Genomic DNA, 15,792 nt, shown 5'->3' on the forward strand with positions numbered 1-15,792 from the left:
GAGCAATGAGGCGTGATCGCATAAGCGAGGCGCTGTAAAACCTGAAAGCCGTTCCGATGAAATTCCTCGACCTTGCCAAAGTTTATATTCGCTCCGGTAGTGGGGGGAATGGCGCCGTGTCGTTCCGCCGTGAAAAGTTCATCGAATACGGTGGACCTGACGGTGGTGACGGTGGCCGCGGTGGTGACGTGATCGCAGAAGCGGTCGAAGGTCTGAACACCCTGATCGATTTCCGCTATCAGCAGCACTTCTTTGCGCAAAACGGAACGCCCGGTATGGGCCGTGCACGCACGGGTCCGTCGGGTGACGATATCATTCTGCGCGTTCCCGTCGGAACCGAGATTATTGACGAAGACGAAGAAACCCTGATCGCGGACATGACCGAGGTCGGTCAGCGTGTGATCCTTGCCAAAGGCGGCAATGGCGGTTTCGGCAACCTTCACTTTAAATCTGCTACTAACCAAGCGCCGCGCTCTGCGAACCCCGGTCTTGCTGGCATCGAACGCACGATTTGGCTGCGGTTGAAGCTCATCGCGGACGCGGGTCTTGTTGGTCTGCCGAACGCAGGTAAATCGACCTTCCTTGCGGCAACCTCGAACGCGCGTCCCAAAATCGCGGACTATCCATTCACCACGCTAGTTCCGAACCTTGGGGTTGTTGGCGTTGACGGTCGCGAATTCGTTGTCGCAGACATTCCAGGTCTGATCGAGGGCGCGTCCGAGGGACGTGGTCTAGGCGATATGTTCCTAGGTCACGTAGAACGTTGCGCGGTGCTTTTGCACCTCGTTGACGGCTCGTCAGGTGATCCGATCAAAGATTACGAGATCATTCTTGAAGAACTCGAAGCATATGGCGGCGATCTCGCCGATAAGCCGCGCGTTACCGTTTTGAACAAAATCGATACGCTCGACGAAGAAGAACGCCAGTTCATCAAAGAAGAACTCGAAAAAGTGACGGGCGAACCTGTCATGCTGATGTCGGGTGTCTCGAACGAAGGCGTTCAAGACGTTCTGCGTGCCCTGCGTCGCGAGATTGATGACCGCAATGCCGAAGAGTTTGAGGCCAGTCAGGAGGATGAACCGTGGCGACCCTAAGCAGCGCAAAACGCGTTGTTGTCAAAATTGGTTCGGCGCTTCTCGTTGATCGGGATAGCGGTTCGCTGAAATCTGATTGGCTACGGTCCTTGGCAACTGATGTCGCGTGGCTCCGTCATTCTGGCATTGATGTTGTGCTAGTGTCCTCTGGCTCTATCGCGCTTGGCCGCGAGGTTCTCGGTCTGCCGCGTGGACCGCTGCCCTTGGAACAGAGCCAAGCTGCAGCAGCCGTTGGGCAAATCAAACTTGCCCGTGCCTACGAAGAGGTGTTGGCACCTCACGGCATTCACACGGGGCAGGTGCTGGTTACGCTCGAGGATAGCGCGGATCGTCGCCGTTACCTGAACACGCGTGCCACGATGGAAACCCTGATTTCATTGGGCGTGACGCCGATCGTGAACGAAAACGATACGATTGCGACCGATGAAATCCGCTATGGCGATAACGACCGTTTGGCGGCCCAAGTTGCCGTGACCTGCGGTGCGGATCAGCTCATCCTGCTGTCGGATGTAGACGGGTTCTACAACGGCAACCCGAACCTCGATCCAGCGGCCACGCGTTACGATGTCATCGACCGTATCACGCCCGAGATTGAGGCGATGGCGGGCGACGGCGTGTCTGGCTTGTCCAAAGGCGGCATGATTACCAAACTCCTCGCTGCACGCATGGCGACCGAAGCGGGCTGTGCGATGGCGATTACGCTGGGGTCGCGGATGAACCCATTGCGTGCGCTCGAGGATGGCGCGACGGTGACATGGTTTACCGCGCATGACGACCCGCAGGCGGCCCGCAAACGCTGGATTGCCGCGATGAAGCCCAAAGGCGAACTCGTTGTTGATGCAGGGGCAGAAACGGCGTTGTCCGCTGGCAAAAGCCTCTTGCCCGCTGGCGTTCGGATCGTGCGCGGCGCCTTTGGCCGCGGTGAACCCGTCGCGATTGTGACGGATGCGGGTAAATCGATCGGCATTGGCCTCACGCGATACACAAGCGCAGAAGCGCTCCAGATCATTGGTCGGCGTAGCGCCGATATTGAAGAAATTTTAGGATATAAGGGCCGCGCAGCTCTCGTTCATCGGGACGATATGGTGGTTCAATAAAGGGACGTAAGGCTATGACAGATATCGTAAACATTGCAGAAATGATTGCCGATATCGGTAAGCGTGCCCGCGCTGCCAGTGCAGAACTCGGTCACGCGTCAGCGGAACGTAAACACGCTGCCTTGATCGGTGCGGCCTATGCTGTTTGGGACAACCGCGCAAAGATCATTGAGGCGAACGCTAAGGACCTAGACTACGGTCGCGAGAAGGGTCTGAGCCCTGCGATGATGGACCGCCTTATGCTGAACGAAGATCGCATTCGCGGTATCGTTGACGGGCTTAGGTCGGTTGCGGAGCAGGCGGATCCCGTGGGGGCCGTTCTTGCCGAATGGGACCAGCCCAATGGCCTTCATATCAAACGTGTGCGTACTCCGTTGGGCGTGATTGGCGTCATCTACGAAAGCCGCCCGAACGTGACTGCTGATGCGGGCGCGCTTTGTTTGAAATCGGGCAACGCGGTGATTTTGCGCGGCGGGTCCGAGAGTTTCCATTCATCGCGCGCTATTCACGAATGTTTGGTTGCGGGCCTGAAAGCCGCGAAACTGCCCGAAGACGCGATCCAACTGATCCCGACCCGTGACCGTGAGGCCGTGGCCGCAATGTTGCGTGCTGTCGACTATATCGACGTGATCGTCCCGCGTGGTGGCAAGGGCCTTGTCGGTCTCGTCCAGCGCGAGGCTCGCGTGCCTGTCTTTGCCCACCTCGAAGGCATCGTTCACATCTACATCGACAAAGATGCCGATCCCGTAAAAGCGCTTCGCGTCGTGCTCAATGCTAAAACCCGCCGCACTGGGATTTGTGGTGCTGCGGAATGTCTGCTGATCCACAAAGACGTAGCGCAATCACTGGGCGCTGATCTGATCCAAGCGTTGATGGACAAAGGCGTTCGCGTTCATGCAGGCGAGGGGCTGAACGGTACTGACCTCGCGACCGACGACGATTGGGGCCGCGAATACCTCGACATGGATATCGCGGCTAAGATCGTCGATGACGTTGACGGAGCGATTGCGCATATCCGCCAATACGGGTCGAACCACACCGATTGCATCATCACCGAGGATTCGGCGGCCGTGGCGCGGTTCTTTGAGCGGCTCGATAGCGCGATCTTGATGCACAACTCGTCGACGCAATTTGCCGACGGCGGTGAATTCGGGATGGGAGCAGAGATCGGTATCGCAACAGGCAAAATGCACGCGCGTGGACCTGTTGGGGCCGAGCAGCTAACCAGCTTTAAATACCTTGTGACGTCGGATGGCGCGGTACGCGGTTAAACCGCGACCGTTAGTTCAGTGTCTGTCGCCGTATAGGTGACAGTGCGGTTCAAATTTTGCGCGACACGAGGTAAGAGCGCGAACTGCACCTGAGCCGCTGAAAGGCCTTTGCCTTCAAACGACCAGAGGGCAGGGTCGATTGCGATTTTTCGCCCCTTGCCGTGAATGTCGAACCCTGTGGACGTTTGCCTGAATTTAACTTCAGCGCCCAGTGGCGTCGCAGTTTCGATGCAGAGCGCGGCGAGGATCAACAAACGCACCTCAGAACGGTTCACGTCTCGGTCAATCTGCCAGTCAAAGCTCAATCGACCTGATTTCGAGACATCGCTCAGCAGGGTGATGACCTCTGATCGTGATATCGTTTGCGCGCAATCCGACGGACCAAACGCGAGGCGGAACAGCTTTACCCGCGCCATCGCCGCCGCGACACTGTCAGCAATCAACGCCATTTCTGGTGTTTGCGCCGCACCCGACAGTTCGAGGAGTTCCACCCCGTTGCTGATTGCGCTAAGGGGGTTCACAAGATCATGGCAAATGCGCGATCCGATCAATGCGGCGATGTCTGTGTCGTTGGTCATTGCGGTCCGAAAGGTAAAAGATGGATTTGAATTCAGTATTAGAACCAGGAATGCTCGTGCGTCATCCCGGGCAGCCGGATTGGGGCGTTGGGCAGGTGCAGTCCAATATCGCTGGCCGTGTGACCGTGAATTTCCCTGACCAAGGCAAAGTGGTGATCGATGGCAACCGCGTCATGTTGATGTTGGTCTCCGTTGATCCAAGTTAATTCGGGGATAGGCGGCAAAGGTTAACAGAAGGTAACCATGCCGCCACCCTTGATTTTGCGGCAACAAACCGCCTAAAAGTCGTGCACCCTGACCTAACCGTAAACGCAGCCATGACCGCAACCATTGATTGTTTGACCGTTCGGCTGGCCCAGACCGAAGACGACGTTCGCGCGGCGCAACATTTACGGTATCGCGTCTTTGTTGAAGAGCTCGGTGCCACAGGTCCGATGGTGGATCATGAGGCAAAGATTGAAGCGGATCACTACGATCCTTTTGTCGATCACCTGTTGCTCATTGACGAAAACAAGACGGGCCATGAACGCGTCGTTGGTGTTTATCGGTTGCTCCGGTCAGACATGGCAGAAGCTGCGGGCGGGTTCTATTCGCGGAGTGAATATGACCTCACGCGGCTGATCGCATCGGGGCGAAAACTGCTAGAGCTCGGTCGGTCGTGCCTCGCAGCAGACTATCGCGGTGGACAGGGTATGATGCTGATGTGGAACGCGCTGTCCGACTACGTGGTCGAACATGGGATTGAGGTTCTATTTGGCGTTGCATCATTCCATGGCACGGACATTGAACGCCTTGCGCCCGCTTTATCGCTGCTTGCCGATCGCCATATGGCGCCCGAAGGTCTTTGCGTGAGGTCGCAGGTCTATCAGCCTATGACCCTTATAGATCCGACGCAGATTGACCGCGTGGCCGCCATGCGTGACGTGCCTCCGCTGATCAAAGCCTACCTGAAGATCGGCGGTTTTGTCGGGGACGGGGCCTTTGTTGATCATGAATTCAACACGACGGATGTTTGCCTGATCCTCGACACGGAACGGCTCAATGCATCGCAAAAAGCGCTCTATGATCGGGGTGCGCGCCGATGATCACCAATTGGTCGCCAGAGCTACCGACACCTGACATCAAAATCACACCGCTCGGTTGGCTGCGATTTGCCATAAAGGCCCCTTTGATCGGAATATTGGTCTTTGGCGGGCTATTTGTTCTTTTGCTGGTGCGGTTGGTTGAACGCCCGCTGTGTGGAATGGATCGCCCTGTCACGCCCTTTATCACGCTGTTTGTTTGTCGGAACACGCTGCGCCTGATCGGTATTGATTACCGCGTTATTGGTGAACCGATGAAAGGGCCGGGCGCTGTGGTCGCGAACCACGTGAGTTGGATGGATATTTTCATCCTGAATGCCCGCAAGCGCATCTACTTCGTCTCCAAAGCCGAGGTTGCGAATTGGCCCGGCATTGGGTGGCTGGCTCGGGCAACGGGCACGGTATTTATCCGTCGCGATCGCAAGGATGCCAAAGCACAGATCACGCAGTTCCAAGAACGCATATCGCACGGGCACAAACTGCTGTTCTTCCCCGAAGGGACATCAACGGATGGGCGCGTTCTATTGCCGTTCAAGCCTACGCTCTTTGCTGCTTTCCTTGCCGATGAAATGCGAGAGACGCTCTCCATCCAGCCTGTGACGATGGTTTACCGCTCCGCCGAAGGGGCTGACATTCGTCAATACGGCTGGTGGGGCAATATGGATTTCGGCCATCATTTTTTGGCTGTTCTGACCGCCCCAAAACAAGGGTCGGTCACCGTTGTTTATCATGATCCTGTAAAGGTCGCGGATTACTCAGATCGCAAAGCTCTCGCTCGCGATCTAGAGGTTATCGTTCGTAAACCCTTGGCCGAGGCAGGTATCCTCGACGCCTGAGTTAGGACATCGCCGCGACGAGAGTGCGCAGCGCTGCAACGGGATCGTCGCTGGTCCAAATCTCATCACCAATACCAAAGAAATCGGTGTAGGGCGTCAGTTGGCGGATCAGATCAATGTCGAGAGAGCCTTCGGCGACCACAGGTACTTCGATCATTTGCGACCACCACTGGAACAGGTCGAGCGGGGCAGTTTCACCAGAAAACAGCGGGCTATTTCCGACGGGGCCAAAACTGACGTAATCGGCGCCCAATTCACCCGCCGTCATACCGTCGTGGCTGCTGTTGCCGCAGAACGCGCCGATAATTGCATCTTCGCCCAGTTCTTTGCGCATCTTTTTGACCGACCGCGCAGCGTCAGTCAGGTGCACACCATCAAGGCCGAGCCGTTCAACGAGCATCATATGCGTGTCGATAACGAGTGCGACGTCACGTTCCATCGTGACAGAACGCAGGGCGTCCGCAGCACGGGCAATGCGATCTTCGTCGCGGGTCGCGAGGGTCAGACGCACGCAGGCGATTTCTTGGGCGTCGAGGACAGAACCAAGGATGTCTGGATAAGTCGACAGTTCAAAATCGGTCGGTGTGATGAGGTAAAGCTGCGGAAGGTCGGCTGCGTCGGTCATCATGGTCCCCAATTCTGGCCCGTTAACATCGGTTTGTGGTCATATAACGATGCTTTTGCGCCTTAGGAAGAGGGTGCTTTGGCTTGTCTCGGGGAACCGCCTTGCGTATCAGGCACAGGAAACCTGAAAGGATGATCCCGATGCCCTCTGGCCAGCCTCAGCCCGCCTTTGTTCTGATCCGCCCACAGATGGGTGAAAATATCGGTGCTGCGGCGCGGGGGATGTGGAACTTTGGGCTCGATCTGATGCGCCTGACAACACCGCGCGATGGGTGGCCGAACCCGAATGCGGTCGCAATGGCATCTGGGGCAGGGCGTTTGCTGGATGAGGCGCAGGTCTATGAAACCACCGCTCAGGCCGTTGAGGATTGCACATACGTTTATGCCACGACCGCCCGACCGCGTGGTTTGACGAAACCCGTCATGTCGCCAGAGGCTGCGATGCAGGACGCCGCAAAACGGATCAACGACGGCCAAAAGGTCGCTGTGATGTTTGGTCCTGAACGGGCAGGGATGGAAAACGAAGATATCGCTCTTGCCAACGCGATCATTAACGTCCCTGTGAACCCAGAGTTTTCGTCGCTGAACCTCGCGCAATGTGTGCTGCTCGTGGGATATGAATGGCGTCGCGCCTCGACTGAAATTGTTCACGAACGGCTGGATAACCCGAACGAATGGGCGACCCAGCTCGAAGTTGAAAAACTGGCCGAGAATTATGAGACGCACCTCGAACAGGCAGGGTTCTTTTTCCCCGAGGACAAAGCGCCTCATATGAAGACCAATCTACGTAACCTGTGGAGCCGTATGCCGCTCACCCGTCCTGATGTGCAGATCCTACATGGCATCATGCGTCAGATGGTCCGCTGGAAGGACCGCGGCTAGCCCTTGCCGTGATGCCTCCTGCGACTTAGGTTCCCCGCAACATCGAAGGAGGCCGGCATGGCGCAAACACCGCGCAAATTGTTCGAGGACGTGGGCGAAGCCCCGAAACAAACCGCAGCACCGGGACAGATTGATGCCAAACGGCGCGGCGCACGTGGTGCTATCCGCGTTTGGCTCATGGTGATTTTCGCGCTCGTCGCGTCGATGATCGTCGTCGGTGGCCTCACACGTTTGACCGATAGCGGTTTGTCGATCACGGAATGGAACCCTGTCATGGGGGCTATCCCGCCGCTGAACGAAGCCGATTGGGCGGTCGAGTTTGAAAAATACCAAACGAGCCCCGAATACCTGTTGCAGAACAAAGGCATGAGCCTAAGCGAGTTCCAGTTCATCTATTGGTGGGAATGGGGCCATCGTCAGTTGGGCCGCTTTATCGGCCTTGTTTGGGCGCTCGGCTTCTTTGGCTTCATGCTGACAAAAAACATTCCGACAGGTTGGACAGGGCGTCTGTTCTTCTTGGGCGTGCTTGGCGGTATTCAAGGCGCTATTGGCTGGTGGATGGTTCATTCAGGCCTTGACCAAACAGCTCAAGAAATTGGCCGCACCGATGTGGCGTCCTATCGTCTTGCAACGCACCTCGGCCTTGCCTTTGTGATCCTCGGGTTCACTGCGTGGTTTACGTTCCAGATGGGCCGCACTGAGGCTGATTTGATGCAGGCGCGTCGGTCCGCAAATGCGAAACTGTTCGGCATGGGCACAGGGCTGATGCATTTCGCATTTCTGCAAATTATCCTTGGTGCGTTGGTTGCAGGTATCGATGCAGGTCGCGCCTTCCCAACATGGCCGCTAATGGGCGATGGGTTCCTACCGCCTGATCCTTTCCAGCTGACCCCGATGTGGCGGAACTTCTTTGAGGACGCAGGCCTCGTGCAGTTCATCCACCGGATGTCGGGATACCTGTTGTTCATTTATGGCATCGTCGTTTGGCTTCGTGCGCGCAAATCGCCGAACGGTAAAACCCGCTTTGCCTATAACGCCGTGATGGCGATGATGGTGGTGCAGATGGTTCTCGGCATCATGACCGTGCTGTATCAAGCCCAACTCCACGTCGCGATCACCCACCAGATCGGTGCGATCGTCCTTTGGGTCTTGATCCTGCGTGGTCGTTATCTGGCGCGTTACCCGTTGGCCCAATCCATTCGTGAGGCGTGAGATGACTGCTTATGATGAACTGATCGCCTTTGATCGCGAAACCCAAGCTCTTGCTCAAATCGCGGGACGTCTGGGCTGGGATCAGGAGACGATGATGCCACGCGGATCGGCTGATCAACGTGGTGAAGAATTCGCTGCGATTGAAGGTGTCCTGCACGCGCGCCGCACGGACCCTCGGGTCGGTGAATGGCTGGCAACCGCAAAGGCAAAGGATGAGGTCGCGACCGCCATGTTGCGCCACATCCGTCGCAGCTATGATCGCGCGATGAAAGTGCCTGCGAAACTTGCCGCTGAAATCGCAAAGGTCACGTCGAAATCCCAAGGCATCTGGGCGGAGGCACGGTCGAACAATGACTTCGCCGCCTTCGCGCCGACCTTTAAAGAGGTGCTGCGCCTGAAACGCGAAGAGGGTGCCGCGCTCGCCAATGGCGGCGATATCTATGACGCGATGCTCGATGATTACGAACCCGGTGCGAAAGCTGCGGATCTGGTTGCGATGTTTGATGCGATGCGTCCACGCCTAGTTGCGCTGCGCGAGGCCGTTCTGGCACAGCCACAGCCAGCTGGCGTCACGGGCACATTTGATGAGGTCGCACAGTTAAAACTGTCGACACTTCTCGCGGAAACCTTTGGCTACGACATGTCCCGTGGCCGCATCGATAAGGCTGTGCACCCGTTCAGCTCTGGGTCTGGCAATGACGTTCGTATCACGACCCGCACGGCTGCTGACGATCCGTTTAACTGCTTCTATTCAACGATCCACGAAGTCGGGCACGCCTGTTACGAACAGAACATTGATCAGGCCTACCTTTTGTCCCCACTGGGTGGTGGTGTGTCGATGGGCGTCCACGAAAGTCAGAGCCGTATTTACGAAAACCAACTCGGGCGCAGCCGTGCGTTCACGGGCTGGCTCTTTGGTAAAATGCGCGATGCGTTCGGTGATTTCGGGATCGCGGACGAGGGCGGATTTTATGCCGCCGTGAACCGTGTGAACCGTGGCTACATCCGCACTGAAGCCGACGAGTTGCAATATAACCTGCATGTTCTTCTGCGGTTCGATCTCGAACGCGCATTGATCAGCGGTGACCTAGAGATTGACGACCTAGAGGCTGCATGGAACGACCGTTTCAAGGCTGACTTTGGCTACGCGGTCGATAAGGCATCGAATGGCGTTCTTCAGGACGTGCATTGGCCTGTTGGCCTGTTCGGATATTTCCCGACCTATTCGCTGGGCAACGTCTATGCGGGCAACCTACATGCGGCATTGCGCAAGGCTGTTCCTAACCTCGATGATGATCTGTCACGGGGTGATTTGGCGGCGGCGACGGGGTGGCTCCGTGACAACCTGCAACAGCACGGTGGCCTCTATGAACCGCGCGACACGATTCGTCGTGCGATTGGAGCAGAGCCAACAGAGGCTCCGCTCCTTGATTATCTCGAAGCTAAATTCTCTGACCTGTATCAGCTCTGATCCCAGTCTGGTTTGCGTTTCTCGATAAAGGCCGTGATGCCCTCGTTGGTGTCACGGTCTAGCATATTGCGCACCATAACGTCGCCCGCAAAGGCATAGGCGTCTTGGGTCGTCATCTGGGCTTGATCATAGAACGCGCGTTTGCCGATCTGAACCGCGCTCGCCAATTTTGACGCGATGGTATTGGCCAATTCATCAACCGCCGCATCAAGGTCGTCATGCGGAACAGCGCGGTTGATCAGACCATACTCTACGGCTTCGTCACAGTTGATGAACTTACCGGTGGTGAGCATCTCGAACGCTTGTTTGCGATGAACATTGCGGGTGAGGGCGACCATTGGGGTGGAACAGAACAAACCGATGTTCACGCCATTCACGCCAAAACGCGTTCCTTCGGCAGCAATAGCGAGGTCGCAGGTCGCAACCAATTGACAGCCCGCAGCAGTCGCGATGCCGTGCGGTTTGGCGATGACAGGCTGTGGAATTTGCTGGATGGTCAGCATTAGTTTCGTACAGCGATCAAATAGGTCCTTGAAATACGCCGCACCACCGTCCGCAGCAGCGCGGCCCGCTTGCATCTGTTTCAGATCATGACCCGCGCAGAACGCTTTACCCGCACCGGCCAGTGTGATGACGCGAATGGAACGGTCCATCGCGACCTCATCCAGCGTCGATTGCAGTTCCGCCAACATCTCGTCCGAGAGCGCGTTGAGCTTTTCTGGTGCATTCATCGTGAGATGCAGAACTGCACCTGTGACGCTACGTTCTAGCAAGGCCATCTTGTTTCCTCCTCTTCCCTGCGGTCACCTTAGGGCAGACGAGCGAGGGAGGAAACTATGCCGTTGGCCATGGACAAAGACGCATTGACGCAGTTCTTAGCGTCGGATTTTTCCCAAGTGGACGGGATGTTTACCATTGAATCCGTTGATGAAATGGAAGCCGTCATTCGCCTCAACGTTGGCGAAGAACATTTGCGCCCCGGTGGCACAGTCTCTGGCCCGTCGATGTTCGCATTGGCCGATGTGTCGGTCTATTTGGCGATCCTCGCCATGATCGGACCAAAGGCGCTGTCCGTCACCACGAATTGCAGCATTGATTTCATGCGCAAACCCGAAGCAAGTCGTGATTTGCTGTGCCATGTTCGGCTTTTGAAAATGGGCCGTGTTTTGGCTGTGGGTGATTGTTTGCTATTTTCTGACGGCAGCGATCAGGCGGTTGCGCGTGCATCGCTGACCTATTCTATTCCGCCGAAATAAAAAGGGGCGGGGAAGTCCCCGCCCAGGTACAGGAAGAGCCGGGGATTAGGCCCTCCAAAAGTATTTCGCAGCCTCAAGCTTTGCCTGCTCGCGTGTGAGGCCGATATCGAACAGAACATGTTCAGGCAGGTCGCGCAGATGTTGACGGGTTTGGCGTCGCATCGACCACGTCTCTACCTTGAGCGCGATGGTCACCAGCGCACGTGCCGCGAGGGTCGTGGGCGCAGGAATAATCATCGTGTTCAGCGGGAGGAGGTGGGATACCAGTGTCATCATCTTTCTCTTTACTTGTATTGATACAATGTGGCAATGTGCCGTATATAATCGATACAAAACCACGCTATGCGTGTCGAGGAATACATTGTGACCGATACAATTTGGCTACCCGATCTAACACAAGCCGACGGACCGAAATATCGCGCGATTGAGGTCGCCATTCGTCAGGCGGTGCGGGGTGGCACGCTAAAAAGCGGTGATAAATTGCCACCTGTCCGTGACTTAGCGTGGCAGGCCAAGGTCACCCCTGGGACTGTAGCGCGGGCATATAAGAACCTTGTTGATGCGGGTTTCCTTGATGCTGCGGTAGGGCGTGGGACATTTGTACCAGAGCAGAAAGTGGTACAATTCGAAGAAGTCACCGATATGGGGGCGACGCTGCTTAGTCCGCGACTTCCTGACCTTGGTCAGACAGACCTTATTCGGGACGGGTTTCACAGATACGCCGATACAGCTGCCTCTGAATTACTGCTTCGCTATCCCGTGCGTCAGAACCATCGGGATGCGCATGTGGCCTTTTATAACGCGAGCAAAGATTTTCCGATTGGCAAGTTCTCTCCTGACAACGTGGTTATCACTCACGGCGGTCAGCATTCGATCGTCATGATCTTACAGACGGTTCTCAAAGGATCGTCGCCCGTCGTGATGGTCGATGAGCTCACCTATGCAGGTTTCCGTCGTGCAGCGGAACTCTGCCGTGCGCCGACCGTTTCGGTCGAATGGGATGAGGAGGGGCCTCGGCTCGATAAATTTGAACGGCTGGTGATCGACCACGGCGTTCAGGTTTACGCGACCTGTTCCGATGTGATGAACCCAACCGCGATGACGACCTCGCTTAAACGGCGCCAAGAAATTGCAGAGCTTTGCCGCCGCTATGGTGTCCACATCATCGACGACGACAGCTATCGCAATGGTCCGTTCATCGGGCCGAGCTATCGCCAATATGTGCCCGAACTGGCGTGGTATACGACATCTCCGTCTAAATCGATCTCTGCGGCCCTTCGGATCGGGTTCGTTGTACCGCCCGAAGGACACCTTAACGCGTTTATCCGCTCGGTGACGTTTAACTCCTTCGGCGTACCAACTGCGATTACCTCGGTTTATGCCTATGTCCAGAACCACCCCGAAATGCCTGCGATTTTGAAATCGACACGTGCGCACATGGCGGACCGTATGCGCATGGCGCTAAACGTTCTCGGTGGATATAAAGTGCGGTGGCAAGAGAACGTGCCATTCATCTGGCTCGAACTCCCTGATGGGTGGCGCAGCGGTGAATTTTGCCGAAGCTCTGAGGCACAGGGTATCTTCCTCAAATCCGCCGAAGAGTTCGGGCCGCGCGACGGGCGGCGGGTTCAAACGGTGCGGATTGCCCTGAACGGTGGAATCGCTATCGAACGGTTTGAGACGGCCCTAAGGGGGCTCAGAGAACTTTTGGACCATCCACCCGAGAGAATTACGGTCTAAATCGTGGGGTAAAATAATACCTTAATTTTAAGTAACTGATTTTACGTATTTATTTCGTGTAAATTGCTGTTGACTGGATTTTCGCGGCCTATATAACCCGCCCATCCGAATGAACGGGGCCGTAATGCCCCCAACCAGCAATGGTGTAATATGAAAACCTTCTCTGCTACTCCGGCAGATATCGATAAAAAATGGATCCTGATCGACGCTGAAGGCGTTGTTCTGGGCCGTCTTGCTTCGATCATCGCCATGCGCTTGCGCGGTAAGCACAAGCCGTCCTTCACCCCCCACATGGACATGGGTGACAACGTGATCGTTATCAACGCTGACAAAGTTCAGCTGACTGGTAACAAACGCGAAAAGCCGAACTACTGGCACACTGGCCACCCGGGCGGCATCAAGTCCCGCACCACCGGTCAGATCCTCGAGGGTGCACACCCCGAGCGCGTCGTCATGCAAGCTGTTAAGCGCATGCTGCCGGGCAACCGTCTGTCGCGCAAGCAAATGACCCACCTGCGCGTCTTCGCTGGTGCCGAACACGGCATGGAAGCTCAGAAGCCTGAAGTTCTCGACGTTAAGTCGATGAACAAGAAAAACACGAGGGTCTAATCGATGGCCGATCAAATCAACTCGCTCGAAGATCTCGCAGCAGCCGCTGGCACCGCTGTAGAAGTAGACGCACCGCGTGAACCTGTTCGCGACGAACTGGGCCGTTCCTACGCAACCGGCAAGCGTAAAGACGCTGTCGCTCGCGTATGGGTTAAACCGGGTTCCGGCAAAGTGATCGTAAACGGCAAAGAAATGGCTGTTTACTTCGCTCGTCCGGTTCTTCAGCTGATCCTGCGTCAGCCGTTCCAGATCGCTGGCGTTGAAGGCCAGTTCGACGTAATGGCGACCGTTAAAGGTGGCGGCCTGACTGGTCAGGCTGGCGCTGTTAAGCACGGTATCTCCAAGGCTCTCCAGCTGTACGATCCGTCGCTCCGTGGTGCTCTGAAAGCTGCTGGCTTCCTGACCCGCGACAGCCGCGTTGTTGAACGTAAGAAATACGGTAAGCGTAAAGCTCGTCGTTCGTTCCAGTTCTCGAAGCGTTAATTCGTTTCTTGCGACTTACGGAAAAGGGCACCCTCGGGTGCCCTTTTTCATTTGTGTCAGCTGTCAGGCGGTAGAAGTCCCAGACCGCGCAAATAGACCCCAATGCCAGTTTCGAGCAGGTCCTCAGGCGGGAAGGGTGATTTGGTCCCAGGGGACCCCCTCGCGAATAGCTCAACAACGCCGTGGCTCATGGCCCAGATATGTGCGCTGAACATCTGAGGCGGCGGACGGCGGTCAGCGGGGATGTGTTGGCTCAGGTCTTCGGCGGCCTTCTCCATCACACCCAACGCTCGCTTTGAAGCCGCAGCAAGCGCAGGATCACGCTGGATCGATACGCCGCTTTCGAACATCGCGATGTAGTGGCCGGGGAATTTCCGCGCAAAAGCGAGGTAGGCACGACCCGTCGTTTCAAACGCAGCCAGCGCGGTAGGCTGACCTTTATTATAGGCGTGCTCCATCAGGTCGCCGAAAATCTCATACCCTTGACGGGCTGCTTCCGCGATCAGCGCTTCGCGACCGTCAAAGTGACGGTAAACGGCAGCAGGGGTTACACCTGCCTCACGGGCGGCCTCGGACAGGGTAAAGCCTGTCGGCCCCCGTTCCTCAATCAGCTTGAGACAGGCGTCGACCAACGCACTGCGCAGGTTTCCGTGATGATAGCCGCGTTTAACCATTCCAGATGTCAGGACCGCCTGCGATTTTCGGGTCAATCTGCCCGATGTTGTTCGTGTCTTTGCGGTGATAGTCGATCTGGGTCAAGACTGCACGGATCGCATTCAATCGGGCGCGTTTTTTGTCGTCAGAGCGAACAACAGTCCACGGAGTCTGTTCGGTGTGGGTTCGGGTCAGGGTTTCACCGATCGCCTCGGAATATTCATCCCATTTCTTTAGACCCTCAACGTCAATCCATGAGAGTTTCCATTGCTTTAGCGGGTCTTTCTCACGTTCGAGGAACCGCTGAAGCTGCGCGGCACGACCAACATTCAGCCAAATTTTAAAGAGCTTGATCCCTTCGTCGACGAGCATCTGTTCAAACGGAACAACCTGTTCGAACCATTTGTCCCGCTGCTCATCGGTGCAGAACCCAAAGACCTTTTCGACGACGCCACGATTATACCAACTGCGATCAAAGAACACGATTTCGCCAGCGGTCGGCAGTTGTTCAACGTAGCGCTGGAAATACCATTGACCGGACTCAACCTCGGTCGGTTTAGAGAGCGCAACCACACGCGCGCCACGGGGATTCAGATTTTCGCGGAACCGTTTGATGGTGCCACCTTTGCCCGCGGCATCGCGCCCTTCGAACACGATGGCGATCCGATCACCGTTTTCCTTAATCGCGTTCTGCAAACGGACGAGTTCGATCTGGAGGGCTTCCATCTCGTCCTCGTAGTCCTTTTTCTTCATTTCCTCATCGTAAGGAAAAGAGGCGTCTAGAATTGCGTTTTTCTCAGCGGTTTCAATGGCTTTGCGCACCTCTTTGGGGGCGTCGTTTTTGAAAAATGCGCTGATGGCTCCGTCGAAGGGTAGTTCCATGTCTTGCTCCGTCTTTTGAAC

General features: G+C 56.1%; 19 protein-coding genes. 13 read left to right on the forward strand and 6 right to left on the reverse strand.

All coding sequences use genetic code 11. The features are described from left to right. Positions 1–56 precede the first annotated feature (56 nt). Genes obgE through AC07ED_RS06480 form a run of 3 tightly spaced genes read left to right on the forward strand, consistent with a single transcriptional unit; the run spans position 57 to position 3,462 of the window. Positions 57–1,094: a GTPase ObgE gene (obgE, locus tag AC07ED_RS06470; RefSeq protein WP_105235047.1), complete on the forward strand. Its 1,038-nt coding sequence runs from the start codon at positions 57–59 to the stop codon at positions 1,092–1,094. After that, the gene (proB, locus tag AC07ED_RS06475) at positions 1,082–2,191 is read left to right on the forward strand and encodes a glutamate 5-kinase (protein WP_105235048.1); all 1,110 of its coding nucleotides are present in this window, start codon (positions 1,082–1,084) and stop codon (positions 2,189–2,191) included. The genes obgE and proB overlap by 13 nt, the downstream gene beginning before the upstream one ends. A gap of 14 nt (positions 2,192–2,205) precedes the next feature. Beyond that, on the forward strand, positions 2,206–3,462 hold the full coding sequence (locus AC07ED_RS06480; protein ID WP_105235049.1) for a glutamate-5-semialdehyde dehydrogenase: 1,257 nt from the start codon (positions 2,206–2,208) through the stop codon (positions 3,460–3,462). On the opposite strand, the gene AC07ED_RS06485 is transcribed toward AC07ED_RS06480, so the two are convergent. Next, entirely contained in the window at positions 3,459–4,040 is a 582-nt protein-coding gene (locus tag AC07ED_RS06485) for a histidine phosphotransferase family protein (protein ID WP_105235050.1), read from the reverse strand. The two genes, AC07ED_RS06480 and AC07ED_RS06485, sit on opposite strands and share 4 nt — an antisense overlap. Before the next feature lie 20 nt (positions 4,041–4,060). Here AC07ED_RS06485 and AC07ED_RS06490 point away from each other — a divergent pair, with 20 nt between their 5' ends. From AC07ED_RS06490 to olsA, 3 genes are all read left to right on the forward strand, one after another. After that, entirely contained in the window at positions 4,061–4,246 is a 186-nt protein-coding gene (locus AC07ED_RS06490; protein ID WP_105235051.1) for a DUF3553 domain-containing protein, read from the forward strand. 111 nt (positions 4,247–4,357) lie between these two features. Further along, positions 4,358–5,125: an L-ornithine N(alpha)-acyltransferase gene (olsB, locus tag AC07ED_RS06495; protein WP_105235052.1), complete on the forward strand. Its 768-nt coding sequence runs from the start codon at positions 4,358–4,360 to the stop codon at positions 5,123–5,125. Then, positions 5,122–5,958, forward strand: coding sequence for a lyso-ornithine lipid O-acyltransferase (gene olsA, locus AC07ED_RS06500; RefSeq protein ID WP_105235053.1), 837 nt, complete (start codon positions 5,122–5,124; stop codon positions 5,956–5,958). Before olsB ends, olsA begins: the two co-directional genes overlap by 4 nt. A gap of 1 nt (position 5,959) precedes the next feature. Here the strand turns inward: olsA and AC07ED_RS06505 are convergent, their stop codons facing one another. After that, entirely contained in the window at positions 5,960–6,583 is a 624-nt protein-coding gene (locus AC07ED_RS06505) for a thiamine phosphate synthase (protein ID WP_105236346.1), read from the reverse strand. Positions 6,584–6,723: 140 nt separating this feature from the next. On the opposite strand from AC07ED_RS06505, the gene AC07ED_RS06510 reads away from it, so the two are divergent. The 3 genes from AC07ED_RS06510 to AC07ED_RS06520 are packed head-to-tail and all read left to right on the forward strand — an operon-like array spanning position 6,724 to position 10,147. After that, complete coding sequence (locus AC07ED_RS06510; RefSeq protein ID WP_105235054.1) at positions 6,724–7,464, forward strand: RNA methyltransferase; 741 nt, start codon at positions 6,724–6,726, stop codon at positions 7,462–7,464. Positions 7,465–7,521: 57 nt separating this feature from the next. Then, positions 7,522–8,676 carry a heme A synthase gene (gene ctaA / locus AC07ED_RS06515; RefSeq protein ID WP_105235055.1) on the forward strand — a complete coding sequence of 385 codons (1,155 nt, stop codon included), beginning with the start codon at positions 7,522–7,524 and terminating at the stop codon, positions 8,674–8,676. Between the two features lies 1 nt (position 8,677). Continuing rightward, on the forward strand, positions 8,678–10,147 hold the full coding sequence (locus AC07ED_RS06520; RefSeq protein WP_105235056.1) for a carboxypeptidase M32: 1,470 nt from the start codon (positions 8,678–8,680) through the stop codon (positions 10,145–10,147). Here AC07ED_RS06520 and AC07ED_RS06525 read toward each other — a convergent pair. After that, the gene (locus AC07ED_RS06525) at positions 10,138–10,926 is read right to left on the reverse strand and encodes an enoyl-CoA hydratase (protein ID WP_105235057.1); all 789 of its coding nucleotides are present in this window, start codon (positions 10,924–10,926) and stop codon (positions 10,138–10,140) included. The genes AC07ED_RS06520 and AC07ED_RS06525 overlap by 10 nt on opposite strands. 57 nt (positions 10,927–10,983) lie before the next feature. On the opposite strand from AC07ED_RS06525, the gene AC07ED_RS06530 reads away from it, so the two are divergent. Further along, complete coding sequence (locus AC07ED_RS06530) at positions 10,984–11,403, forward strand: PaaI family thioesterase (RefSeq protein WP_105235058.1); 420 nt, start codon at positions 10,984–10,986, stop codon at positions 11,401–11,403. 45 nt (positions 11,404–11,448) lie between these two features. Here the strand turns inward: AC07ED_RS06530 and AC07ED_RS06535 are convergent, their stop codons facing one another. Continuing rightward, positions 11,449–11,676, reverse strand: coding sequence for a DUF1127 domain-containing protein (locus tag AC07ED_RS06535; protein ID WP_478241979.1), 228 nt, complete (start codon positions 11,674–11,676; stop codon positions 11,449–11,451). Positions 11,677–11,766: 90 nt separating this feature from the next. On the opposite strand from AC07ED_RS06535, the gene AC07ED_RS06540 reads away from it, so the two are divergent. From AC07ED_RS06540 to rpsI, 3 genes are all read left to right on the forward strand, one after another. Then, positions 11,767–13,143, forward strand: coding sequence for an aminotransferase-like domain-containing protein (locus AC07ED_RS06540; protein WP_245918150.1), 1,377 nt, complete (start codon positions 11,767–11,769; stop codon positions 13,141–13,143). Between the two features lie 150 nt (positions 13,144–13,293). After that, positions 13,294–13,752, forward strand: a complete 459-nt coding sequence (rplM, locus tag AC07ED_RS06545; protein ID WP_067545108.1) for a 50S ribosomal protein L13 — start codon at positions 13,294–13,296, stop codon at positions 13,750–13,752. 3 nt (positions 13,753–13,755) lie between these two features. Further along, positions 13,756–14,235 carry a 30S ribosomal protein S9 gene (gene rpsI, locus AC07ED_RS06550; protein ID WP_067545105.1) on the forward strand — a complete coding sequence of 160 codons (480 nt, stop codon included), beginning with the start codon at positions 13,756–13,758 and terminating at the stop codon, positions 14,233–14,235. A 56-nt stretch (positions 14,236–14,291) separates the two neighbouring features. Here rpsI and AC07ED_RS06555 read toward each other — a convergent pair whose 3' ends face one another. Then, complete coding sequence (locus AC07ED_RS06555; protein ID WP_105235060.1) at positions 14,292–14,909, reverse strand: TetR/AcrR family transcriptional regulator; 618 nt, start codon at positions 14,907–14,909, stop codon at positions 14,292–14,294. Then, entirely contained in the window at positions 14,902–15,771 is an 870-nt protein-coding gene (gene ppk2 / locus AC07ED_RS06560) for a polyphosphate kinase 2 (protein WP_105235061.1), read from the reverse strand. Before ppk2 ends, AC07ED_RS06555 begins: the two co-directional genes overlap by 8 nt. Positions 15,772–15,792 lie beyond the last annotated feature (21 nt).

Source organism: Aestuarium zhoushanense (assembly GCF_056431045.1).